Origin of the sequence: Mariniflexile soesokkakense (assembly GCF_039650365.1) — a bacterium.
GTDB lineage: Bacteria > Bacteroidota > Bacteroidia > Flavobacteriales > Flavobacteriaceae > Mariniflexile > Mariniflexile soesokkakense.
Genome location: NZ_JAZHYP010000005.1, coordinates 126,484 through 152,904, shown reverse-complemented (window position 1 = coordinate 152,904; position 26,421 = coordinate 126,484). Strand labels below are relative to the sequence as shown.

The window sequence follows — 26,421 nt, the reverse complement described above, 5'->3', positions numbered from 1 at the left end:
TTATTAAAATTTAAAATTAGCTCCAGCCAAAACTGTTCTTGGTCTTGGATAAATTAAGTTATCTATTCCTCCAAATACTTCTGGATCTAAACCACTATAATTCGTGATGGTAAATACGTTTTGAATGCCTCCCCATAAACGGATACTTTTTAGAGTTTTAGAGACGTTATTAAAAGTATAGCCTAACGTAATATTGTCCATTTTTAAAAATGAAGCGTCTTCTAAATAGATGTCTGATATAATAACGTCAGACGTTCGTTGGAAATTGGTGTTTAATATCGATGTAGGGATATTAGCTAATACCGAGTTATCAAGTATGCGTTCATACTGTGCTCTAGATGAGTTTACATTGTTATATGCATAGTTTCCAATGTTTGCTCTTAAATTAAAAGATAAATCTAAATTCTTATAATTAATGTTTGATTGGAATCCTAAAATAACATCGGCATTTGGGTTTTCTTTTAAATAACGGTCATTATCATTAATAATATCATCTCCGTTTAAATCTACATAAGCACCCTCAATTGGATTTCCAGACGTATCGTATAATTGTTTAAAAACACTAAAAGAATTAGGTGCCTCACCTTCTCGTAATATTTGAATGTTATTACCAGTACCACCAGCAATTCCGCCTGTTCTAACATCTTGTCCTAAAGCAAGTTCTTTTATTTCTCTCTTTAAAAAAGTAGCGTTGAAGTTGAAGTTAATATTTAGATCTTCTTTCTTAACAATGTCGGTATTTACTGAAAACTCAACCCCCTGAATTTGTAATTCACCAATGTTTTGAATGATGCTGTTAGAGAAGTTAGTACCATCGGCAACAGAAGCCGTGAACAATAAATCGGTCGAATTTTTTTGGAAAAAGTTTAAAGATCCTGTAACCTTATCAAACAATCCGTAATCTACACCAAATTCTATGGTGCTTGTTTCTTCCCATTTTAAGTCTGGGTTTATCTCAGAAGCAATTAAAGATTCAATAACAGCATTCCCAAATTGGTATTGTGAGTTTTGATCGCCCCCTCTGTATCGGTTTAAAAAGATATCGTTATTACCACTTATATCTTGTTGTCCTGTTATACCATAACCTACACGTAGTTTTAAATTTGAAATGGTATTAGAGTCTTTTAAAAAATCTTCATCACTAATATTCCAAGCTAAGGCAGCAGCAGGGAAATTACCCCATCTGTTCTTTTCGCTGAAACGGGATGTACCGTCTCTTCTGTATGTTACGGTAAGTAAGTACTTGTCTAATAAAGATATGTTAGCTCTACCAAAGAAACCAATTAAAACCACATCCGGGTCGGCAAAGGTGCTAGGAAAACTAGCAGGGTCTCTTCGGTTACCTGTATTGCCGCCATTGTTTGTGAATTTTTGATAAGAATAGCCCGTCATAAGTTCAGTACGAACATCACCAAACTCTTTGCTGTAATTTAAATAACCATCAAAAGATTTATTGGTTCTTTTTTGGGTTCCAAATGATGAGTTTCCTTTTACAGGATCGTTTGTAGCGACCAAAGTAGATGTATAATCTATGGTTTTAGATTCGGTTTCATCATAACCTAAATTCAATACAGCTTTTAATTCTGGAATAAAATGAAACTTATATTCAAAGTTTAAGTTTCCATAGCTTCTGTTGGCATCGCCATAATTGTTTCTTTGCAATAAAGAAGCAACAGGGTTAGTGGTTCCGTTTGAAAGTAAAGACCCATTTCTGTGCTGATAGTAACCACCAAAAGGTGATGATGGGTCGTAAACTGGTTGTGTTGGATCGTAGCCTAAAGCTGCTCCAATTTGACCAGTATCTCCAAAACGGTTATCTTCAAACGCTAAGTTTGCATTTAAGTTTATTTTTAAATGACTGTCAAAAAAAGAAGGGTTTAAAGCCAGACCTAAATTTCTACGTTCAAAATTCGAAGTCAATAAAGCACCTTCTTGGTTGGTCGTTCCAAAAGAAAATCGTGTAGGGATGGCTTTAAACAGCGAACCTTGCATTGATATATTATGTTGTGAAGATACCGTGTTTCTAAAAATTTCATCTTGCCAATCGGTACTCGCCGTTCCTAATAAACTTTCATTTAAGCTAGAGCCGTTAACAGGTTGCGATGCTATTAATTGTCTAAACTCATCTCCAGAAAACACCCCTATTCTATCGGTTAACTCTCCAAAACTATATTGTGCATCGTAAGTAGCGCTAAATGTAGCTTTACCTTTTTTAGTTACAATAATGATAACCCCATTGGAAGCTCTAGAACCATAAATGGCTGTTGCAGAAGCATCTTTTAAAACAGAGAACGAGTCAATGTCGTTAGGGTTTATAGTTGCTAAAATACCATTGGAGCCATTTACACCGTTATTATCAATAGGTAAACCATCAATAATGATAAGTGGGTTGTTAGATGCATTTATAGAAGACCCCCCTCTAATTCTAATTTCAGACCCCGAACCAGGTGATCCGCTCGTATTTATGCTAACACCAGCAACACGACCACTTAAAAGGTTTTCTGGAGTTACAATGTTTCCTCTTGTAAAATCTTCAGATGTAATGGACTCTACAGAGCCTGTTGCGTCTTTTTTAGTGGTAGAACCATAACCAATTACAACAATTTCATCTAATTGTGCGGCATCTTCTTTTAATTGGATATTTAAAGTTTTTTGCCCAGAGTAAATTATTTCCATAGGTTGGTACCCAACATAAGAAAATAAAATAACATCTCCTTTTTTTGCTTCAATTTGATAGTTTCCATCAAAATCTGTAGCCGTTCCTGTTGTCGTGTTCTTTATAACAACATTAACTCCAGGGAGCGGAATTGAAGTTGATTGTTCTGTTACCGTTCCTGTTATGGTGTTTTGCCCAAACATAAAAGTAGGAGCAAAAAACAGAAAAAACAGTAAACTATTAATAGTTGTTTTCATATAATTTTGTTAAATTAATGTGTTAATTAGTTTAGTTATATTTTCACTTCTCGGCATAAAACTATATAAATTTAATGTGAATAAATAATTTGAAATTGCGAAATTCGTAACGAAAACGTTTTCGTGTTGACAACTTTGTATAAAATAAGATATTTTTTGTTAAATACTTAAAACAAGTAACTTAACGAAAACGTTTGAGATTTATTCCTATATAAGTAGTAGGATTTATTTTTTTTTCCTTATTTAAGGATGTCTTAAATTTTAAACCCTTTTGTGGATAAAGATTATTATATTAGATTATTCCCATAATAGAATTAATTTTTAGAATGAAACGAAAAATAACCTTGAAGCAAATTGCCAAAGAATTAGATGTCTCTATTTCAACAGTATCTAAAGCCCTAAGTGGTAGCAAAGAGATTAGTGAAGATACCACTCAAAAAATTCAGGCATTTGCAAAGCTGTATAATTATAGGCCTAACAATATTGCCTTAAGCTTAAAAAACAGAAAAACAAAAACCATTGGCATTATTATTCCAGAAATTGTGCACCATTTTTTTTCTACTGTTATACGAGGTATAGAATTGGTTGCTAATAAGCGTGGTTATAATGTAATTGTAGGGCTATCAAACGAATCGTTTACCAAAGAAATTATAAATATGGAAATGTTGGCAGGTGGCAGTATTGATGGGTTTATTTTATCTATTTCAAAGGAAACATTACTAAAGCAAGATTACCATCATTTCAATGCCACCATTAACCAAGGGATGCCAATTGTTTTGTTTGATAGGGTTGTGAATGAAGTAGATTGCGATAAAGTTATTGTTGATGACTTTAAAGGAGCTTTAAAAGCGGTAAAGAAACTATTGTCAACAGGTTGTAAAAATATTGCCCTTATTACTACTATGGATTATGTAAGTGTTGGAAGGCTTAGAACCCAAGGCTATTTAGAAGCTTTGCAAGATGGTAAAATAAATGCCGACACTAACTTAATTTTAAAAATTGATGATAGTCTAGATGTTGAAGGACATTTAGAAGTTTTGGAAAAAGAAATAGAGCAATTCTTTAAAAATAATAAAAAAATAGATGGTGTTTTCGCTGTTAATGAGTTATATGCGGTAACAGCAATGAAGGTAGCTCGTAAACTCGGATTTAAAATTCCAGATGATATTCAAGTGATTGGTTTTACCGATGGTGTACTTTCAAAACATGCCACACCTAGCCTAACAACAGTAAGTCAGCATGGACAAAAAATGGGCGAAAAAGCAGCCGATTTATTAATTGATAGATTAGAACTCGAAGAGGTTGGAAGTAGCGAATACATTGAGGAAAATGAGCGTGATGAATTCTTTAAAACAGTTGTTATTGAAACAGAACTTATTGAAAGAGACTCTACTAAATAATATTTTTATTAGGAATATATAAAATCTTTTATATCTTTGGCATCAAATCAAAACTTATATTTTCACTTCTCATAAATAAGTTTTGATAAGTTTATCGCTTATCAAATAGTATTAATTTAACATACTATTTAATGGAAAAGCGTAAGTTAAGTTTCTGGCAAATCTGGAACATGAGTTTCGGTTTTTTAGGAATTCAAATGGGGTTCGCCCTACAAAATGCCAACGCAAGTAGAATCCTTCAGATTTTTGGAGCCGATGTTCACGAACTATCATGGTTTTGGATAATAGCCCCTCTTATGGGTTTAATTGTTCAGCCCATAATAGGCTATTACAGCGATAAAACTTGGGGACGCTTTGGCAGAAGAAAACCTTACTTTTTAGTGGGTGCTATTTTAGCATCTATAGGTTTGGTTTTAATGCCGCAAGCCGATATGTTTATTGCATTTTTGCCCGCACTTTGGGTTGGTGCAGGTATGCTCATGATTATGGATGCCTCTTTCAATATAGCTATGGAGCCTTTCCGTGCTTTAGTTGGCGATAATTTAAGAACAGACCAACGTACTTTAGGGTTTAGTGTGCAAACAGCATTAATAGGTTTTGGTGCTGTTATTGGTTCATGGTTGCCTTATGCATTGCATAATTGGTTTGGCGTATCAAATGAAACTACTACAGGTACAGTGCCTACAAATTTAATTCTCTCTTTTATTATTGGTGCGGTTATTTTAATCATTTCAATTTTAATAACGGTTTTAACCACTAAAGAATATTCTCCTGAAGAACTGGAAAGCTTTGAAGATGAAAAAGCACATTCTGATGCCTTGACTAAAGATGGCGAAGTGGAAAAGTCCAGTTTATTGGATATTTTTGAAGATTTCAAAAAAATGCCAGTAACCATGCGTCAACTAAGCTGGGTGCAATTCTTTTCTTGGTTTGGGCTTTTTGGTATGTGGGTATTTGCAACACCTGCCATTGCACAACATATTTACGGGTTACCATATACAGATAGTAGTAGCGTTATGTATCAAGATGCAGGTGATTGGATAGGTATTTTGTTTGGGGTTTACAATTTGGTATCTGCTTTTTATGCATTCGCATTGCCCTACATCGCTAAGAAAATAGGAAGGAAACGCACACATGCAACCTCGTTGGTTGTTGGTGGTTTGGGTTTGCTTTCTATTTACATTATGCCAGATAAAAATTGGCTTATTGTTTCTATGGTAGGTGTAGGTATTGCTTGGGCAAGTATTTTAGCAATGCCTTATGCTATTTTAGCGGGATCTATCTCTCCAAAAAAAATGGGCGTGTATATGGGTATTTTTAATTTTTTTATAGTTATTCCTCAAATAATCAATGCGTTAATTGGTGGGCCGCTTGTAAAATACGCTTATGGAAATCATGCCATTTTTGCACTACTAACTAGTGGTGTTAGTTTTTTAATAGCAGCATCTTTAGTTTATAAAGTGAAAGATGTTGACGATATAGTATAATTATAATTTAATGAATAAAATAGGAGTCATATTTGATTTAGACGGTGTAATTGTAGACACCGCAAAATACCATTATTTGGCTTGGAATAACCTTGCAAATGCTTTGGGCTTCGAGTTTACTGAAGCACATAACGAGTTGTTAAAAGGTGTAAGTCGTGTAAGATCGTTAGAAATTTTGTTGGAAATAGGGAACGTTCAATTATCCGAAGAAAAAAAACAAAAGATATTGGTTAGTAAAAACGAAGAATATCTTAGTTATATAAAAAAAATGAATGCGAATGAAATTCTTCCTGGTGCAGAAAAACTACTAAATACTTTAGATGGTTTAGGTGTGAAATACGTGCTAGGTTCTGCAAGTAAAAATGCCGAATTAATTTTAAATCAGGTTGATTTATACCATCGTTTTTATGGTGTTGTAGATGGCAATGCTGTTTCAAAAGCAAAGCCAGATCCCGAAGTGTTTTTAATTGGTGCGAAAAAGTTAAACCTACCTCCAAAGAACTGTATAGTGTTTGAAGATGCCATTGCAGGTGTAGAAGCCGCTAATATAGCAAATATGACTTCTGTAGGAATTGGAGATAGAGAAACTCTTAAACAAGCTCATTTTAATTTTAATAGTTTAACAGAAATACCTGAAGATTTCTTTAGAAAATTTATTGTCTAAAAAAGATTATTAATAATGAATCAAGATTATATCATACCAAATAATTGGTCAATCATAGAAGAAGGATTTGATGCATCTCGCGTTGAGTCTTCAGAGAGCCTCTTTAGTATAGGTAATGGTGCTATGGGGCAACGTGCTAATTTTGAAGAGCACTATTCTGGAAAAACCTTTCAAGGCAGTTACATAGCAGGGGTGTATTATCCAGACAAAACCCGAGTGGGGTGGTGGAAAAATGGCTACCCAGAATATTTTGCCAAGGTACTTAATGCACCAAGTTGGATTGGGATAGATGTTATTATAAATGGCGAACAACTCGATTTATATGCGTGTAAAAAAGTAGAGGGTTTTAGGCGAGAACTTAACATGAAGGAAGGTTGGTTGTCTAGAAATTTTATAGCAACACTTCAAAATAATACGGTAGTTCAAGTTGAATCAAAACGTTTTTTAAGTTTAGATTTAGACGAACTTGGAGCTATTCAATACAGTGTGAAACCTGCAAAAGGAGACGTCGAAATTATTTTTCAGCCTTATTTGAGTAGTGGTATTACCAATAAAGATACAAATTGGGACGATAAGTTTTGGGATACAATGCAGGTGCACCAGGAAGATCGACAAGCATTTATTCAGGCTAAAACCATGAAAACAGATTTCCATACTTGTACATATATGGAAACTCAATTATTTTTAAACGAAAAAGAGGTTACTTTACAACCAAGTGTTAAAACCACCGATACATCTATTTCTTTTAGTTACAAGTGCGAAATAAAAGCTAATGAAACATTTACCATTCATAAGTTTGGAGGTTATACAGTAGACAGAAATCACAAAAAAGCAGAATTAGTTTCAGCAGCAAAAAGTGTATTAAAGACGGCTGTGAGTTTAGGTTTTAATACTCTATTGGAAACCCAAAAACAGGCTTGGGCAAACATTTGGGACATGGCAGATATTACCATACAAGGTGATGTAAAGGCACAACAAGGCATCCGTTTTAATATTTTCCAATTAAATCAAACCTATTTAGGTAAAGATTCACGTTTAAATATTGGGCCTAAGGGTTTTACGGGTGAAAAATATGGAGGCAGTACCTATTGGGATACCGAAGCCTATTGCATCCCTTTTTACATGGCAACAAAAAACCAGCAGGTAGCAAAAACCTTATTAGAATACCGTTATCACCATTTGGAAAGAGCCATTGAAAACGCCAAAAAATTAGGCTTTAAAAATGGAGCAGCTTTATACCCAATGGTAACCATGAATGGAGAAGAATGCCATAATGAATGGGAAATTACTTTTGAAGAAATACATAGAAATGGCGCCATCGCTTTTGCTATTTATAATTACCACCGTTATACGGGCGATTACAGTTATATTACAGAAAAAGGTTTAGAGGTTTTAATTGCAATTGCTCGTTTTTGGCAGCAGCGTGCTACATTTTCAATAGATAAAAACATGTATGTTGTTTTAGGTGTTACGGGCCCTAATGAATACGAGAACAACATCAATAATAATTTTTACACCAATTATTTAGCACAGTGGTGTATTAATTATGCTTTAGAAAACATTAATAAGATTAAAACAGAATACCCTTCAGATTATACCCGAATAATGAATAAGGTACGTTTATCTGAAAGTGAATTAAAAGATTGGAAATCCGTTGCGGATACTATGTATTTTCCATATTCAGAAAAATACCAAGTATATTTACAACAAGACGGCTTTTTGGATAAAGAATTAATTACGGTGGCCGATTTAGACAAGTCGCAACGCCCCATCAACCAAAAATGGAGTTGGGATCGCATTTTACGATCGCCTTACATTAAACAAGCCGATACGTTACAAGGGTTTTACTTTTTTGAAGAGCATTTTTCTACTGAAGAATTAGAACGTCATTTCGATTTTTACGAACCATTTACGGTACACGAAAGTTCGTTATCCCCTTGTGTACATAGTATACAAGCTGCTAAGTTAGATAGAATGGAACAAGCTTATACTTTTTATTTAAGGACATCACGGTTGGATTTAGACGATTATAACCACGAGGTTCACGAAGGTTTGCATACCACATCTATGGCTGGTACTTGGATGAGTATTGTTGAAGGTTTTGGCGGTATGCGCGTTAAAAATAACACGTTATCATTTACGCCAAAAATACCAAATCAATGGCAAGGGTATTCCTTTAAAGTGAATTTTAGAAACCATATTTTGAAGGTAAGTGTTAATCAAAATCAATCAAATTTTGAATTAATAAGTGGTGATTTACTAGAGATTTTAGTGAACAATAAGTCTTTAGTGCTTCAAAAGAAACAATTGCAAACTTTGAGTTAAACTATATAATTAAAAAAATTAAAAGATGAAATTATTCATAATTATCCTAACCGTTTTGTTTTCGGTACCCAATCAACTTAATGCACAAGAATTAAAATCACCTAATGGCGCATTAACCATGCAGTTTTTACTTGATGGTGACGGTGCCCCAAACTATAAACTATCTTATAAAAATAAAGAAGTTATTAAAACAAGTAGTTTGGGTTTAGAATTGAAAGATGATAAAAAATCGTTGTTGAATGATTTTATAATTTCAAATACAGAAACCACAACCTTTGATGAAACTTGGCAACCTGTTTGGGGCGAGTTGAAATCTATTCGAAATCATTATAATGAATTAGCGGTTACTTTAACCCAGAAAGAAACTGGTAGGATTTTGGTTGTTCGTTTTCGATTGTATAATGAAGGATTAGGATTCCGTTATGAATTTCCGGCACAAAAAAACTTAGTATATTTCGTGATAAAGGAAGAAAAAACACAGTTTGCTATGGCAGGAGACCATACAGCCTTTTGGATTCCGGGAGATTATGACTCACAAGAATATGATTATACCACATCTAAATTATCTGAAATACGAGAAAAATTCGATACAGCTGTAACGGATAACGCTTCTCAAGAGCAATTTTCTAAAACAGGAGTACAAACCGCATTAATGATGAAAACCAGTGAAGGATTGTATATAAACCTTCATGAGGCAGCATTAATAAATTACTCGTGTATGCATCTCAATTTAGATGATAAAAACATGGTTTTTGAATCTTGGTTAACACCGGATGCCGTTGGTGATAAAGGCTATATACAGGCTCCTTCAAATTCACCTTGGAGAACTATTATGGTAAGTGATGATGCCAGAGATATTTTAGCTTCAAAAATGACATTAAATTTAAATGATCCTTGTGCTATAGATGACACTTCATGGATTAAGCCTGTAAAATATATTGGCGTTTGGTGGGAAATGATTACAGGGAAAAGCTCATGGGCTTATACTGATGAATTGCCCGCTGTGCAACTTGGGGTTACCGATTATGCCAAAGTAAAGCCCAATAGTACACATGCAGCAAACAATACCAAAGTGAAACATTATATTGATTTTGCTGCACAACATGGCTTTGATGGGGTTTTGGTTGAAGGTTGGAACGAAGGTTGGGAAGATTGGTTTGGAAAATCTAAAGACTATGTTTTTGATTTTGTAACACCTTATCCTGATTTTGATGTAGAAGCGATTCATACATATGCAAAATCTAAAGGTGTTAAAATGATTATGCACCACGAAACGTCGGGTTCGGTTAGGAATTATGAGCGTCACATGGATATGGCCTATCAGTTTATGAAAGATAACGGATACGATGCCGTTAAAAGTGGCTATGTTGGCAATATTATACCTAGAGGCGAACACCATTATAGTCAATGGATTGTTAATCATTATCAATACGCCATTGAAAAAGCGGCCGATTATAAAATTATGGTCAATGCACACGAAGCCATACGTCCAACTGGGATTTGCAGAACCTATCCTAATTTAATAGGAAACGAATCTGCTCGTGGAACTGAATTTCAAGCCTTCGGAGGTTCTAAACCTAATCATGTTACCATCTTGCCATTTACACGATTAATTGGTGGCCCTATGGATTATACCCCCGGAATTTTTGAAATGGACATTAGTAAACTCAATCCAAATAATAATTCTCATGTTAACAGTACCATCGCAAACCAGTTGGCATTATATGTTACCATGTACAGCCCGTTACAAATGGCGGCCGATTTACCAGAACATTACGAGCAATTTATGGATGCCTTTCAGTTTATAAAAGATGTGGCCATCGATTGGGATGAAAGCGTTTATTTGGAAGCTGAACCAGGAAATTACATTACGGTTGCTAGAAAAGAAAAAGGTGCTAACAATTGGTTTGTTGGAAACGTTAATGGTAATGAAACCAGAACATCTAATATTAAATTTGATTTCTTAGAAAAAGGCAAAAAATATATAGCAACTATTTATGCCGATGCCAAAGAAGCCCACTATAAAACCAATCCGCAAGCTTATACAATTAAAACAAAAAAGGTTACTAGTAAATCTAAATTATCGCAAGTATCTGTTCCAGGTGGCGGATTTGCTATTAGTATTACAGAAATAAAGTAGGATGTGTTTTTTTAAGCATTCCTTTTAGAGGTTTTGTTAAAAGCCACATGTATTTTTGAAGTTTCATTTAAAATGAATAAAAAATGATAAAGGTAAGTAGTATATTTATTGTATGGTTAATGGTTTTAAACATGCCATTAAATCACACAAAAATCGAAAAATCAATTGTTGCTAATAAAAACAGTTTGATAGTGGAACACAATGATATTGAACGTATAGAACCATCAAACTGGTGGGTGGGTTTTAAAAATTCCGAATTACAATTATTGGTAAAGCACCCAAACATAACTACAGCTATACCAGAAATCGATTATGCAGGTGTGTCTATTAAAAAAGTGCATAAGGCAGATAGTGAAAACTACTTGTTTATAGATTTAAATATAGATAAAACTGCTAAAGCAGGAAAATTCAATATTGTATTTAAGTTTAAAAATGGCAATAAAAAGACACAGACCTACGAACTAAAATCAAGAAAAATACCTGCCGAAGATTATGTAGGGTTTAATAGTTCGGATGTTATTTATCTTATTACTCCCGATCGATTTTCTAATGGAAAGCCATCAAATGATATTCATGAAAATTTACTTGAAAAAACCATTGATAGGACTAACGATTATGCAAGGCATGGCGGCGATATTCAAGGTATCATAAATCATTTAGATTATATTGAAAGTATGGGTTTTACTGCTATTTGGTCCTGCCCATTATTAACTAACAATATGCCAAGTGGCTCATACCATGGTTATGCCATGACCGATTTTTATGAAATAGACCCACGTTTTGGTACTTTGGAAGAATATCTTGAATTAGCCAGTAAAGCCAAAGAAAAGGGCATGAAATTAATCATTGATCAAGTTGCAAATCATTGTGGGTTAGAGCATTGGTGGATGAAGGATTTGCCCTTTAAAGATTGGGTAAACTATCAGGAAAATTATGAAGATAATAAAGATTCATGGGATAAGAGAGCGACCATTACATCCAATCACAGGCGCACTAGTAACCAAGATATTTATTCGTCTAAAAAAGATAGAGAAGAAATGAGTGATGGTTGGTTTGTGTCTGGAATGCCAGATTTAAATCAGCGCAATCCGTTTATGGCAAAGTATATTATACAAAATAGTATTTGGTGGATTGAAACTGCCAGTTTAGGTGGTATTCGTCAAGATACGTATCCATATTCCGATAAAGAATTTATGGGGCAATGGGCAGGAGCTATTATGGAACAGTATCCTAATTTTAGTATAGTAGGTGAAGAATGGAGCTATAATCCGTTAATTATTGGGTATTGGCAAAAAGGCGCTAATAATAGAGATGGATATAAATCTAATTTAAAATCGCCCATGGATTTTGCTATGCAGCGTCAAATAGTGAATGGCTTGAATGAATGGGAAAGTTGGGACACAGGTTTGGTTAAAATGTATGAAGGTTTGGCAAACGATTTTCACTACGCAACACCAAAAGATATTATGGTTTTTCCAGACAACCACGATATGAGTCGCATTTTTACCCAATTAAAAGAAGATGTAGTTAATACCAAAGTGGCACTGGGTTATATTTTAACATTACCTAGAATTCCACAAATATATTACGGTACCGAAATTTTAATGAACGATTCGGCAAATCCAGGCGATCACGGTCTAATTCGTACCGATTTTCCAGGAGGTTGGGAAGGAGATGCCGTAAATGCATTTACAGGTGAAGGCTTAAACGATACACAAAAAGATATGCAGGGTTTTGTTAAAAAACTATTGAATTATCGCAAAGAAAGTAAAGCCATTCATGAGGGGAAAACCATTCATTTTGCACCATTTATGGGCACTTATTTGTTGTTTAGAATTATTGATGGAGAAACAGTTGCTGTGATAATAAACAAAAACGATAGTCCGATAACAATCGATTTGAAACGTTATGATGAAATTGGATTAAAAGGAAAGACCTTAAAAAATATTGTAACCAATGAAACGTTTGTTTGGGGAAATGAGATGATGTTAAACTCTAAAGGCATTAGCATATTCACAACCAAAGCAAACTAGAATGAAAACCTTTTTGTTTATAATAGGTATTTCGTGTTGCCAAATGTCATTTTGCCAAGTAACATGTATTATAGATACTTTACCCAAAAATCATGATTTTAAAAAGGACGTTTATATTTCAGGCGATTTTGAAGGTTGGTCTGGGGGGAAAGAAGACTACAAGTTAACAAAAAGCAATAACTACTATCACATTACAATTTCTAAACTTAGAGAAACCATAAATTTTAAATTTACTTTAGGTTCATGGGATTTTTCAGAGTGCGATTTGAATAGTAATCCTATTGAGAATCGAGTGCATACCTTTAGCAATTCGCTTGATACCATTCATCTAAAAATTGCCAATTGGACTAATGGAACTTCTAAAATTAATCGTTCAACAGCATCAAAAAATGTACATGTTTTAGCAGAACATTTTAAAATACCACAGTTAAATAGAAAACGAAAGATTAGTGTGTATTTGCCGCCTAATTATGAAACCTCAAACAAAAAGTATCCGGTTTTATATATGCATGATGGCCAAAATGTATTCGATTTGGCGACATCCTATGCAGGTGAGTGGGAAGTAGATGAAACCCTAAATAAACTAAGTGAAGAAAAAGGATTGAACCTTATAGTGGTTGCCACCAATCATGGAAATGAAAAACGGATTAGTGAATATTCGCCATGGCATAACCCTAAATATGGAGAAGCCGAAGGTGATGCATATTTAGAATTTATTGTTAATACCCTTAAGCCAAAAATTGATAAAATATTTAGAACAAAGAAATCGGTAAAAAACACGGCTATTATGGGTAGCTCTATGGGCGGACTTATTTCGCACTACGCTGGTTTAAAATATCCTAAGGTTTTTAGTAAGGTTGGTGTTTTTTCACCTTCGTTTTGGTATTCAGATGAGAGTTTTTTATATACTGAAAAACATGCCAATTTAAAACATGTAAAAATGTATTATTTGGTTGGTGGTAAAGAAGGTGAAGAAATGGTTGAAAATGTTGAAAAAATGGGAAACATTATGAAAATGAATAAGTTTCCCAAAAACAATATATGCACCAAAATAGTTCCTAACGGAACCCATAGCGAATCGTTTTGGAAATCAGAATTTGAAAACGCTATTCTTTGGTTGTTTAATTAAAAATTTATTAAAAAATGAAAAAGCAGCTTACTTACATTTTATTAATGATGATTATAGTTTTATATAGCTGTAATAAAACTGAGAAAACAGAACCAGAGCAATTTCTCATAGAAAATAAAACATATAAAAAACAAGTGGTTTATCAAGTGTTCACGAGGCTTTTTGGTAACACAACTACAAACAATAAACCTTGGGGTACTATTGAAGAAAATGGCGTTGGGAAGTTTAACGATTTTACGGACAAGGCATTAAATGAGATTAAAGATTTAGGTGTAACTCATATTTGGTACACCGGTGTACCACATCATGATGTAATTCGGGATTATACTCAATATGGGATTTCTAACGATGACCCTGATATAGTAAAAGGTCGAGCCGGTTCACCTTATGCCGTAAAGGATTATTACAATGTAAACCCCGATTTGGCAGTTAATGTTGAAAATAGATTAGAAGAATTTAAGGCGCTTATTAAAAGAACGCACTATGCTGGACTTAAGATAATTATAGACATAGTACCCAATCACGTTGCAAGAAATTACCATGGATTAACAAATCCAGATGGTATTGAAAATTTTGGAGCTAGCGATGATAAAAATATGGTTTATAGTGTAAACAATAATTTTTATTACAACCCAAAAGAACCTTTTAAAGTGCCTGTTTGGGATGATGGATATACACCATTAGGAGTTGGAAAGAGCCCGTTGGAAGATAATTATTTTAATGAAAATCCTGCAAAATGGACAGGAAACGGCTCACGCTTGTCACAGCCAAATGTTAACGATTGGTACGAAACGGTAAAGATAAATTATGGTATTTCACCAGATGGCAAAAAAGATTTTGAAGAATTACCAACGGGTTTTGAAAATGAAGATTATAAAAAGCATTATGAATTTTGGCAAGATAAAACGGTTCCAGATTCTTGGAAAAAATTTAGAGATATAGCCTTGTATTGGATTGATTTTGGTGTAGATGGTTTCCGTTATGATATGGCTGAAATGGTGCCTGTGGAGTTTTGGAGCTATATGAATTCATCTATTAAAATGAAAAACCCAGATGCTTTTTTAATGGCAGAAGTGTACAACCCTAATTTGTATAGAGATTACATTAAAAAAGGAAAAATGGATTACTTGTACGATAAAGTACAGTTGTATGATACTATAAAACATATTATGCAAGGTTATGGTAAAACCGACAATATTCCACCTATACAGGATAATTTAAAAGATATTGAGCATAACATGCTTCACTTTTTAGAGAATCATGACGAGCAACGTATTGCAAGTCCGGAATTTGCAGGAAGTGCCGAAAAAGGAAAACCAGCTATGATGGTTTCGGCAACAATAAGTACCTCTCCAACCATGATTTATTTTGGACAGGAATTAGGCGAACCAGGAGCTGAAGAAGCTGGCTTCGGAAAACCCTCAAGAACCTCTATTTTTGATTATATTGGAGTGCCTCATTTACAGCGTTGGGTTAATAACAAACAATTTGACGGTGGGCAATCAACCGAAGTAGAAAAATCATTACGGGATTTTTACAAGCGCCTATTAAATTTCACAATTAATAGTTCAGCATTAGCAGGCAACTATCAGGACATCCATCTTTTCAATAGAAAGAATACAGAAAATTATAATGATAAAGTATTGTCTTTTGTACGTTGGAGTACTGAAGAAAAGTTGATTATTGTTTCGAATTTTAGTGCAGATGATACGTATGGATTTGATTTACAATTACCAGAAGATTTGATTAAAAAATTGAATCTTGAAAATGGTAAATATAAAGTTGAAGATCAACTCTACAGCAAGTACGGTTCAACTTTAAAAGTTGAAAATGGTAAAGCATATGTTCATATAGATATTAAACCATTAGAATCTTTTATTTTTAAAATTAAGTAATTATAAAAATTTCACTTCAAATAAAATTAATTTAAAGTATTAACAGATTGTTGTTTATGTAGTTTTTTTTACTTTTTGTTCAATTCTAAAAAAGAGGTCTTCATATGTATGAAGACCTCTTTTTTATTAAAAAACGGGCTATTCTGTAACTAATAAATTTCTATATGACAAAAATCATATTTTAATACTTGGTTTCCGATGAACTTTGTACCATAATTAAAAACAACAGGATTTATGAAACCAAATAAAAATGAATTTAAAAGAGTTTTAAGCTTGATGGCTCTTTTTATTTTAACATGTAACTTAATTCAAGCACAACAATTCAATTTAATAAACAAAGAATCTTCATTAACCGTTTTAGGAACTTCAAGTTTGCACGATTGGCACATAACTGCCGAACAACAAAGTGGAATAATAATTTTAAAAAATCCTGAAACAGGTGATATCGATAAATGCACTATTGAAATAGTTGTTGAAAGCTTAAAAAGTGGCAAATCTTCTATGGATAAAAACACTTATAAAGCTTTAAAATCAAGTTCTTATAAAACAATTTCTTTTCAATTGACAGAGGTTAAGGAAACTTTAAGTAGAGGAAACGGCAAGTTTACAGCAAAAACAGAGGGAGACTTAACCATTTCAGGCGTTAAGAAACGTATTCCTTTAGAGTTTACCCTAAATATTGTAGGAAACAAAATAACGCTTGCTGGGGAAAAGAAAATTAAGATGACCGATTTTAAGGTCGATCCACCTAAGGCATTATTAGGAACTATAACAACAGGCGATGATATTACAATTAAATTTTCAACCATATTTAAATAAACCAAACAAACAATAAAAATTAAAAATTATGAAAGCAATATTAAAAAAATCAATAGTATTAGTACTTATACTAATTAGCTTCAGTTTTTATGGTCAAAACAGAAACTTAGATAATTTTAAACCACAAGACCAAGACGGGGTAGGTGTTTTTGAAGTACGTAAAGATTCTGTGTCAACCTTTGAAGGCGTTAAGGTTAGGGTTGGTGGAGCCTCTACACTTCAATTTCAAGCTTTAGATAATGAAAATTCAGGGGTAATTCCTTTAGGGGAAGTTGGAAGTAACTTTAACCTAGCTACCGCTAATTTAGATTTAGATGTGGCTCTTTATGATGGTGTGAGAATGCATTTAAGAACTTATTTGTCTTCTAGACATCACCCAGAACCTTATGTTAAAGGTGGGTATTTCCAAATTGATAAATTGAATTTTATTAGTGAAGGGTTTTTAGAAGACTTCATGAAACATGCAACTATTAAAATTGGTCACATGGAAAACAACTATGGTGATGCGCATTTTAGAAGAAGTGATAATGCCCAAACAATTTTTAACCTATTTGTTGGAAACTTAATCATGGATTCGTTTACAACTGAGGTTGGAGCTGAACTGTACTACCAATGTGATAGTGGGTTTTTAGGTATGGTTGGTCTGTCTAATGGTAAATTAAATCAAAACGTTAAAGTATCTAATGGTACAACTGGAGGAGCTGCTTTCTTAGCTAAATTAGGTTACGATAAACAAATTACCGACGATTTTAGATTCAGATTAACAGGGTCTCTTTATAACACAGGATATGCACAATCGGTATATTTATATACTGCGGATAGGGCTGGTTCTAGATATTATAATATTATGCAATCTGCAACTGCTACTAGCGATAATTTTAGATCAGGACGTTTCGATCCAGGTTTTAAAAACAAGATTACTGCCGTAATGATTAATCCTTTCTTAAAATATGGTGGCTTAGAAGTTTTTGGAACTGTTGAGTTAACTTCAGGAAGAACTTTGGCTGAATCTGATAAGAGAAAAGCGACTCAATATGCTGGGGAACTTATTTATAGATTTGGTAACACAGAAAACTTCTACTTGGGTACTCGTTACAATACTGTAAGTGCTGAGTTGGTAAGTGGTGATGATGTAGATGTAAACAGGTTCCAGTTAGGTGCTGGTTGGTTTATGACCAAAAACATCTTGATGAAAGCTGAATATGTTGCACAAAAATATAAAGGATATCCAACTGGAGATCTTTTAGAGGATGGCAAATTTAATGGACTTATGCTAGAAGCAGCTATAAGTTTCTAAATTAAAGAATTAAAATTTAACAAGTCTCAAAAGTATACAATCAAAATATTTTAAATTGGCACTTACTTTTGAGACTTGTTTTTATATAATAAAATTCAAAAATATTAGTTTTAATATTATGATTATCAGAAGGTTCATGTTTTTGGTTTCTATAGTAACAGCTTTGGCCTTTACAACTAGAGATTCAATAATTAAAAATACATCGGTTATTATTACTACAGAGAGTTCTTTGGTAGTTAGAGGTACAACCAATGTAAATACCTTTTCTTGTGCGTTTAATATTAATAAATTTAAAAATCCAATTCAGGTATTTTACAAGGTTGAGGAAGGGGAAATTGTTTTTAACAAAACAGCTTTAGTTTTAGATAATAACTGTTTTGATTGTGGGGGAAAAGGAATAAATAGTGATTTTCAAAAAATTTTGAAATCAGAAAAACACCCTCAAATAATATTGTCCTTAAAAGAAATTAGTCAACTTGAAAATAAATTGGAAGTAAAAGCTTTGGTAGATATACAAATTGCAGGGATAACCAAAGGCTACAAAATTCCTGTGAAAGTTAAAAAGAATAATGGCATACTTGTCACGGGAGATTTAGCAATAAGTTTAGCCGATTATGATTTAGAAGCACCAAAAAAACTTTTCGGACTTATTTCTGTAGATGATAAAATTGAAATTTTTTTCCAACTAACTGTTAAAGAAAAGTAGCTTAGTATAAATATTCAAATTTTTAAAAGAATGGTAAAAAACATCATTCTTTTTTATTTTTCCTTTTTTTGAAGTTTAGAGGTGTCACTAAGTTTATTCACTATAATTTTTGGGTTACCATACAGGTAAACACCACTACTGCCAGACGCATCAATAGTTACCGTGTCAATAACTTCCAAATAAACATCGCTAGACATTTCGTTTAAAGTTGAGCAAGTGTTAGCGGTAAAATTTTTACCACTAAATAATGATGAATTATCAGTTCTTAATTCAAATTCATTGGTTTCTCCTTCAATTGTTGCGTTTGCACGTTGGTATAAATCGATATTAGTTTTTGGTGAATAAATTAGCGCATCTAATTTGCTGTTATCGGTTAATGAAAGTTTGGCGTTTTCGCAGGTTAAATTAAGTTTTGTTTTTGCTTTGCCATTACTTTGAAACTCAAAATCAGTCGTTTTTAAAGTTAATCCTGCTCTTGATGATCCTTCGGTTATAAGTATAGCATTTGCTAAATTCATAGTGGTTAAAGATAGTATTTCGCCAGAATCCGTGATTTTAATATTGTTCAAACTATCATCGTAATTGACGGTAATATTCAAGCGTTTTTTTGATGTTATTCGAGTAGTTTTATCAAAGGTTAAAACACCGTTGATGACGTCAAATTTTATAAATTCATGTAGGTTTTCATCGGTTTCAATAGTTACAGAAGGCACATTGTTGTAAATTATTTCAATATCAAAATCTTCATCAACTATGATGGTATGAAATGGATTGATTTCGGTTTGTACAATGGTCACACTTTTATTCCCTTTTACTTTTTCAGTTTTTTGCGCTAAACCAGATAAGCATAATGACAGTGTAAAAAGTAGAGTAATAACTTGTTTAAGCATTGATTTCTAGAATATTGTTGAACAACAAATATAGTCAAAAACCGACCTAAACTTTAATTAAAATTAAACAGGGTTTTACTTTTATAGGTTTATATTATTTAATAGTTTAGAATTATTACTTTCCTTTTTGTACATTGTAGTCTCCCATAATTTTGGCAATATTTTTTTAATTAACTCATTAATATTTAATTTATTATGAAAAAATTATTATGTAAAATATTATTGGTGTTTTGCTTTATAGTAAATGCTCAAGAATCCATTAAGCCAGATTTAGCTCCTGTAAAAATGGCTACTAATGAATATCATGGTTTAACATTAGAAGATCCTTACCAATATATGGAAGATTTAAGTAATCCAGAAGTTATTTCATGGATGAAAGAGAACGCTAATTATGCATCATCTGTTTTAAATAGCATTTCTGGAAAAAAGGCATTGTTTGATAGGATGATGGAGTTGATAAACAGGAGAGCATCCTCAATATCAAATTTAGTAATTACTAAGAATAATGTTTATTATTATTTAAAACGTATTCCTGGTGAAGAGATAGCTAAAATGTATAAACGCCTAGGTTATGAAGGGAAAGAAACACTTTTTTTTGACCCTAAATCCTATAAAGAGGGTACAGAAGAAATCTACGCAATTGAATCAATTACGCCAAACATACAAGGAGATAAAATAGCAGTTACTGTTGCAGCAAATGGTTCAGAGAATGCTGAAACCTTAATTTTCAAAGAAAATGGAGAAAAATTTTCAGAAATATTGCATTTGGCTAGGGGTATATCATGGCTAAAATCTGGAAATGAATTTTATTATAATAAGTTGAATTCTAAGGATGTAACTGATATGGATAGAAAAATTTACACCAAAGTTTTTATTCATAAATTAGGAGCAGAACAAGAAGCAGATACGCTGTTTTTTTCTTCAGAGTTATATCCAGAAGTTAATATTGATGCAAAAGAAATTCCAATTGTTTTTTATTCAGAAGAGTCAAATTTTGACGCCTTAAGTTTTGTGTCTGTAGATAATAGTTTAGAATTGTTTTATAAAGAATCTCAATCAGATTCAAGTGTAAAATGGAAAGAGCTTACTCAACGCAGTGATAATGTTGTTAATATTGAAATTGATCAGAAAAGTATTTATTACCTAACATATAAAAATGCCTCCAATTATAAAATAAAAAAATCTTTTTTGAAAACCCCTTCTTTTTCAAATGCTGAAACTATAGTTGAAGAGTCTAAATCGGAACTTATTACTGACTTTAAAGTTACAAAAGACGGACTGTACTATGCTGTTATGAAGAATGGGGTAGAAGCCAATGTTTATTTTTTGCCGAATAAGAAAACGGTTCCAATAAAGCTTCAATTACCATTTGCAGCTGGTCAGGTAGATTTGGAAATTAAAAATAGCGAATCATCTGAAATATGGATATCCATTTCAGGATGGACTTCTCCTGGAAAACGGTTTTTATATAATCCAAAAAGCAATTCTTTTCAATATCAGCAACTTTCAGCGCCAGTTGAGTATCCAGAATTAGACAACTTAATAGTGGAGGAAGTAATGGTTAAGTCGCATGATGGGGTTATGGTACCTGTGTCTATTGTTTATAACAAGAATATAAAAATGAATGGACAAAACCCTACCGTAATTTATAGTTATGGTGCTTATGGAAATTCTACAAGTCCGTTTTTTAGCCCGATAACCTTGGCATATACTTTATATAATGGGGTTTTGGTAGTTCCTCATGTAAGAGGAGGAGGCGAATTAGGAGATGCATGGCATAAAGCAGGACAAAAGGAAACCAAACCTAATACATGGAAAGATGGTATAGCTACTGCTGAATATTTAATAAACGAAGGATATACCAATTCTAATAAACTATCAATCTTTGGAGGAAGTGCTGGGGGTATTTTTGTTGGCAGAGCTATAACTGAACGCCCAGATTTATTTGCGGCAGGTGCACCTATGGTAGGTTCTATGAATCCTGTTAGAATGGAAGAAACACCTAATGGACCAGTAAACACGCCTGAGTTTGGTACTGTTAAAGATCCTAAGGAGTTTAAAGCATTATTAGAAATGGATTCGTATCATCATATACAACCAAGAACAAAATATCCAGCCATGTTAATTTCGGCAGGCATAAATGATCCACGAGTTATTGCATGGCAGCCTGCTAAGTTTGCTGCTAAATTACAAGCAGCTAATATTTCGGATAAACCAATTTTATTTTTAACAAATTTTGAAGGAGGTCATGGAGGTGGCACAAAACTAACCGATACCGTAGATGAATTTGCAGGTTTGTTTTCATTTTTTTATTGGCAGTCTGGTCATCCAGATTTTCAGTTAACAAAATTTGTAAAAGATTAAATAAGAGAGCCGAAGACAGTAGTTTCGGCTCTTTTGAAATTGGTTGGTTTTAAATGGTTATTGTTTTTTTATACTACCCGAAGCACTATCACGTTTATTTACAACTTCTGGGTTTCCCAAATAATTAATGTCGCCACCACTACTGGCTTTAGCGGTTAATTCTTTAGAGGTATTAACCGTAATATCTGCACCACTGGTAGCTTTTACTTGGCTGGATTCAGCAATTAAATCGGCTGCTTTTATATCGCTACCACTGGTTGCTTCTGCTGTTAGTTCCTTTGTTTTGCCCGATAGTTTCAAATCGCTGCCACTGGTAGATTTGCAGTTTAGCGTTAACGTGTTAACATCTAATTTCATAGCGCTTCCACTAGTAGTTTCAAGTTCTAAATTTTTGACATTAATGGTATTTGTAGAAAATACATCACTACCACTTGTGGCTTTAATATTAGAAACGTCTCTAAAGTTTACCATAACTTTTTTAGAGGTGCATTTTCCAATATTTTCTTTGGTGTGAATTTTTAAAACATTATCTACGACCTCGGTTATAATAATATCTTGTAAATTCTCGTCGGCTTCAATGCTTATACTTTCTGTATCACTTTGTGTTAAATATACATTTAAACCTTCAGAAGCTTTAATAGCTGTAAACGGCTTGTTTATTGGGCGATTTTCTATGGTTACATGCCCATTTCCTTTAATGCCAGAGTTCATGTTTATATCAAAATTGCAAGAAAATAAACTTAAACTGATTAAGGTTGCTACAATAATTTTTACTAAAGTTGTCATAACTGTTCGTTTTTTGGTTGATGATTTTGTTGTTCAAATATCTTATTCGTTGTTATTGATTAGTAACTTAAATATCTGAACTGTTGTTTTTTAATGATGAATTGTTTAGTTATCGGATTTTATATTAATACCGTCGCCGTCAATTTTCACTTTTACATCTTCTGATTCAGCATTAATGCCTTTGTCGTTAATTTTTAAACTGCTTTTGTCTCCTTTAATTTCAATGCCATTTTCGTCAATTTTCACATTTGGTGTATCAACATCTATTTTAAAATCCTCAGTTGTGCAGTCTAAACATTCAATATCATTATCCATAATTTTTAAGTAATGGTTGATATGTTTTCTTGTAACTAGGTTTCCATTGTATTCTGAATTATATAAAAAAGATTCTGTGCTGTTATTAAAATTAACTATGCTGCTTTCTGGAAGGTATATTATAACATCAACATCTTGATCGCTAAATTTGTTTTTGGAATTTGTGGTTAGATAAGAATCTAAAAAGAGTGTGTTATTTCTAAACTCAAAGTTATAGTTTATGTTTTTTGCCCGTTCCCTAGCTTTTTCATAATCTCTACCATCGGCACTTTTTTCAATAACAATTTTAGCAACGGAATCTGTTGTGTGCCTAACTATAATATCAATATCAGATGAGTAAATCATTTTATTGCCATTTTCATCATTAATCAGCTTAAAACCATGATGTCTTCGGTAATTGTTAGATCCAAAATTATCATTATTTACCATTCTTACATTTAAAGTGTCTTTTGCTGTAATCTGTAATTCGGTTCTTTCAATATAGCTTTCATCAAAAGCATGCTCGCTAGCCTCTCTAATACCAATAACTACCAGACCGATTATAGAGAAAAGCCACAGTCCTAAAAGTGTGAATTTCGCAATGTTACCTATCGATTTTAGGTTGTTGATGAGGATTTTTAAACCTAAATAAAACAAGAAGAAAAACGGAATTCCTAGAGCAAAAAAGGTAAATAATGTTACCAGCCATATAGGTGTGTTTCCAGCGTTCACAATATCTACAAGGTCTAACCCAGGTATGTGCAATATATCTGAAACACCTAGAGAAAATAATCCAATTATAAGTCCGATTAGAGCCGATGCACCTACTATGATGAGTATAATTCCAACAAACTTTGCTATTATTTTAAAGAAAAACATAATAATGTCTGCCAAGGTGTCAAAGAACGATTTTGAACTAGATTTTATTTTATTTCCTTGTTTTTGAAAATCGGCTTTTTTTGCTGCTTCCTGTACATTTTTTGCTGCACCTGAAACAGAATCGCTCACGTTTTTTGCAACATCCGATACGGTTTCAGTCACTGTTTCAAACCCGTCTTTTATTTTTTTTTCAATGTTGCTAATGTTAACAGGTTCTCCCGTCATCATTATTTTTTCGGCAGTGGTTTTTGCTTCTGGAACTAAAATCCAGAACAGAATATAAATAAATATAAAGGTACCACCAGACCCAACAGTAAGTAATACCCATAGGAGACGTACCCAAACGGCATCAATACCTAGGTAATGCCCCAATCCAGAAGCAACACCACCTATATACGAGTTATCGGTATCTCTAAATAGTTTTTTTGATGCCAAAGATTTTCTATGATGAGCAGTTTGAGGCTCATCCTCAAATATCTCATCATCTACCAAATAATCTTCTGGTTGCCCCATGATGGAAATAACCTCGTCTACTTCCTTATTACGAATTACTTGTTTGTCGTTTTGCACGCGCTCACTAAAAAGTTCGGCAATACGCGCTTCGATATCTGCAATAATTTCAGTTCGTCCTTGAGAGTCTGTAAATGAACGTTTTATAGCCTCAAGATAACGTTGCAGTTTTAAATATGCATCTTCATCAATATGGAAGAATGTACCTGCTAAATTTATGTTGACTGTTTTATTCATTTTAATGTTGTTTTTTGGTATTGGTTACTAAGTTCACTGCGTTTTGTAATTCACTCCACGTGGTGTTCAATTCTTTTAAAAATAATTTACCTGTTTCAGTTAAGCCATAGTATTTTCTTGGTGGCCCTGAGGTGGACTCTTCCCAACGATAGTTAAGAAGTCCTGCATTTTTTAATCTGGTAAGTAGTGGGTAAATAGTCCCTTCAACCACTAGCAGTTTTGCGTCTTTTAAGGTCTCTAAAATTTCTGCAACATACGCATCTTCGTCCTTTAAGACTGATAGTATGCAGAATTCTAAAACCCCTTTACGCATTTGTGCTTTTGTGTTTTCTATCTTCATGTTCTAAAGCGTTTTAATAATGTGAAACTGTTCATTTTTTGATTGATTTGATTATTTATTGATGAAATTTTTCATTTTCGGCGTTACCCTATCGGGTCGGGCTTTTCGTTGCAATCTTTTTTTCGTGCCTCAAAAAAGGATTTCCACTTCAATCCCTAACGCGGGCATATTTGCTATTTATTTTAAAAAATTAATTGTAAGTGGGTATTTGTAATATTCACCATCTCGTGCTTTCAAGCTTGCGCTAACTATTAAAACAAGTTCTATAATAAAACCAACTACGGCTAAAACACCTAAGCCACCACCAATATATAAAAGGGGAGAAGGCTTGCCGATGTTAATATGAAAGTCATGGAAACCATTAAAATCTATAAAGTCAAAACCACTAAATATTTTAAACATAAAAAAAGGAATCGTAATAGCTCCAATAATAATGGCATATAGCAAAATACTTACTTGAAAGTTAATGGCTTGTTTGCCGTGTGCATCTATAAATTCCGATTTATCTTTATTGGTAACCCATAAAATAATAGGTCCAATAAAATTCCCAAACGGAAAAATAAACCTGCTAAAGGTTGATAAATGGATAAAAGTGGCGATGTTTTTTTGGTGGTTATCTAGCATAATTTTAAAACATATAATAGTTTCTTATGCAAATATATGTCTTAAAGAAGGTATTATGTTACGCATAGTACCATATTTTAACATAAAATTAACATTTATAGCTATAGATTATTTTCATAACTTAGTAAAAAATTAAATTATTTTAAATGAATATAACTCCCAGAAAACTAAACACTTTCACCTTATTTAAATTGCCATCAGCTTACTTATGTGGTGTTCGCACGAGGTATATAGATGCTAATAAATGTGTGGTTACGGTAAAACACAGCTGGATAAATCAAAACCCATTTAAATCTATGTTTTGGGCGGTGCAAGGTATGGCTGCAGAGTTTTCAACTGGTGCTTTAATGATGACAAAGATTAAAGATTCTGGTAAACGTGTGTCCATGTTAGTAACATCTAATTCGGCAACATTTACTAAAAAGGCAACAGGAAAAATAACCTTTACTTGTAATGAAGGCAATTTAATTGATGTAGCACTTCAAAAGACTATCGAAACAGGCGAGGGGCAAATTGTAAAAATGACTTCTGTTGGTGTAAATGAAGAAGGTGTAGAAGTTTCAACTTTTGTTTTTGATTGGAGTATTAAAGCTAAAACTAATAGTTGAAAAGTTATAAAGTTCCAAAACCTAGCACCCAAATCCCAAATAAAAATGTAACAAATTCTTAAACAAACCTACAAATAAGCA

The 26,421-nt window shown here is 33.0% G+C and carries 19 protein-coding genes; 13 read left to right on the top strand and 6 right to left on the bottom strand.

Annotation, left to right across the window (positions count from 1 at the left end; genetic code table 11):
* Positions 1 to 3 precede the first annotated feature (3 nt).
* Complete coding sequence (locus VP395_RS11740) at positions 4 to 2,913, bottom strand: SusC/RagA family TonB-linked outer membrane protein (protein ID WP_346242203.1); 2,910 nt, start codon at positions 2,911 to 2,913, stop codon at positions 4 to 6.
* 326 nt (positions 2,914 to 3,239) lie between these two features.
* Between VP395_RS11740 and VP395_RS11735 the strand changes: the two genes are divergently transcribed.
* The 11 genes from VP395_RS11735 (at position 3,240) to VP395_RS11685 (ending at position 18,808) form a co-directional block, all read left to right on the top strand.
* Positions 3,240 to 4,313 carry a LacI family DNA-binding transcriptional regulator gene (locus VP395_RS11735; RefSeq protein WP_346242202.1) on the top strand — a complete coding sequence of 358 codons (1,074 nt, stop codon included), beginning with the start codon at positions 3,240 to 3,242 and terminating at the stop codon, positions 4,311 to 4,313.
* A gap of 131 nt (positions 4,314 to 4,444) precedes the next feature.
* Positions 4,445 to 5,800, top strand: coding sequence for an MFS transporter (locus VP395_RS11730; protein WP_346242201.1), 1,356 nt, complete (start codon positions 4,445 to 4,447; stop codon positions 5,798 to 5,800).
* Positions 5,801 to 5,810: 10 nt separating this feature from the next.
* Positions 5,811 to 6,464 carry a beta-phosphoglucomutase gene (gene pgmB / locus VP395_RS11725; RefSeq protein WP_346242200.1) on the top strand — a complete coding sequence of 218 codons (654 nt, stop codon included), beginning with the start codon at positions 5,811 to 5,813 and terminating at the stop codon, positions 6,462 to 6,464.
* Between the two features lie 15 nt (positions 6,465 to 6,479).
* Entirely contained in the window at positions 6,480 to 8,789 is a 2,310-nt protein-coding gene (locus tag VP395_RS11720) for a glycoside hydrolase family 65 protein (protein ID WP_346242199.1), read from the top strand.
* 25 nt (positions 8,790 to 8,814) lie between these two features.
* The gene (locus tag VP395_RS11715; protein ID WP_346242198.1) at positions 8,815 to 10,929 is read left to right on the top strand and encodes a glycoside hydrolase family 97 protein; all 2,115 of its coding nucleotides are present in this window, start codon (positions 8,815 to 8,817) and stop codon (positions 10,927 to 10,929) included.
* 83 nt (positions 10,930 to 11,012) lie between these two features.
* Entirely contained in the window at positions 11,013 to 12,962 is a 1,950-nt protein-coding gene (locus VP395_RS11710) for a glycoside hydrolase family 13 protein (protein ID WP_379884328.1), read from the top strand.
* 1 nt (position 12,963) lies between these two features.
* A complete protein-coding gene (locus VP395_RS11705) occupies positions 12,964 to 14,091 on the top strand; it encodes an alpha/beta hydrolase (protein WP_346242197.1) in 1,128 nt (375 codons plus the stop codon).
* A 14-nt stretch (positions 14,092 to 14,105) separates the two neighbouring features.
* Positions 14,106 to 15,986: an alpha-amylase family glycosyl hydrolase gene (locus VP395_RS11700; RefSeq protein ID WP_346242196.1), complete on the top strand. Its 1,881-nt coding sequence runs from the start codon at positions 14,106 to 14,108 to the stop codon at positions 15,984 to 15,986.
* A gap of 234 nt (positions 15,987 to 16,220) precedes the next feature.
* Positions 16,221 to 16,805: a YceI family protein gene (locus VP395_RS11695; RefSeq protein WP_346242195.1), complete on the top strand. Its 585-nt coding sequence runs from the start codon at positions 16,221 to 16,223 to the stop codon at positions 16,803 to 16,805.
* Positions 16,806 to 16,833: 28 nt separating this feature from the next.
* On the top strand, positions 16,834 to 18,102 hold the full coding sequence (locus VP395_RS11690) for a hypothetical protein (protein WP_346242194.1): 1,269 nt from the start codon (positions 16,834 to 16,836) through the stop codon (positions 18,100 to 18,102).
* Positions 18,103 to 18,157: 55 nt separating this feature from the next.
* Complete coding sequence (locus tag VP395_RS11685; RefSeq protein WP_346242193.1) at positions 18,158 to 18,808, top strand: hypothetical protein; 651 nt, start codon at positions 18,158 to 18,160, stop codon at positions 18,806 to 18,808.
* 53 nt (positions 18,809 to 18,861) lie between these two features.
* On the opposite strand, the gene VP395_RS11680 is transcribed toward VP395_RS11685, so the two are convergent.
* The gene (locus tag VP395_RS11680; protein ID WP_346242192.1) at positions 18,862 to 19,698 is read right to left on the bottom strand and encodes a GIN domain-containing protein; all 837 of its coding nucleotides are present in this window, start codon (positions 19,696 to 19,698) and stop codon (positions 18,862 to 18,864) included.
* A gap of 195 nt (positions 19,699 to 19,893) precedes the next feature.
* Here VP395_RS11680 and VP395_RS11675 point away from each other — a divergent pair, with 195 nt between their 5' ends.
* Entirely contained in the window at positions 19,894 to 22,062 is a 2,169-nt protein-coding gene (locus VP395_RS11675) for a prolyl oligopeptidase family serine peptidase (RefSeq protein ID WP_346242191.1), read from the top strand.
* A 57-nt stretch (positions 22,063 to 22,119) separates the two neighbouring features.
* On the opposite strand, the gene VP395_RS11670 is transcribed toward VP395_RS11675, so the two are convergent.
* The 4 genes from VP395_RS11670 to VP395_RS11655 all read right to left on the bottom strand — a co-directional run bounded on the left by VP395_RS11670 (position 22,120) and on the right by VP395_RS11655 (position 25,732).
* Positions 22,120 to 22,848 carry a head GIN domain-containing protein gene (locus tag VP395_RS11670; protein ID WP_346242190.1) on the bottom strand — a complete coding sequence of 243 codons (729 nt, stop codon included), beginning with the start codon at positions 22,846 to 22,848 and terminating at the stop codon, positions 22,120 to 22,122.
* A gap of 105 nt (positions 22,849 to 22,953) precedes the next feature.
* Positions 22,954 to 24,768 carry a PspC domain-containing protein gene (locus VP395_RS11665; protein ID WP_346242189.1) on the bottom strand — a complete coding sequence of 605 codons (1,815 nt, stop codon included), beginning with the start codon at positions 24,766 to 24,768 and terminating at the stop codon, positions 22,954 to 22,956.
* A 1-nt stretch (position 24,769) separates the two neighbouring features.
* Positions 24,770 to 25,108, bottom strand: a complete 339-nt coding sequence (locus VP395_RS11660; protein WP_346242188.1) for a PadR family transcriptional regulator — start codon at positions 25,106 to 25,108, stop codon at positions 24,770 to 24,772.
* A gap of 177 nt (positions 25,109 to 25,285) precedes the next feature.
* Complete coding sequence (locus VP395_RS11655; RefSeq protein ID WP_346242187.1) at positions 25,286 to 25,732, bottom strand: DUF4870 domain-containing protein; 447 nt, start codon at positions 25,730 to 25,732, stop codon at positions 25,286 to 25,288.
* Between the two features lie 146 nt (positions 25,733 to 25,878).
* On the opposite strand from VP395_RS11655, the gene VP395_RS11650 reads away from it, so the two are divergent.
* On the top strand, positions 25,879 to 26,340 hold the full coding sequence (locus VP395_RS11650; protein WP_346242186.1) for a DUF4442 domain-containing protein: 462 nt from the start codon (positions 25,879 to 25,881) through the stop codon (positions 26,338 to 26,340).
* The last annotated feature ends 81 nt before the right edge of the window (positions 26,341 to 26,421 follow it).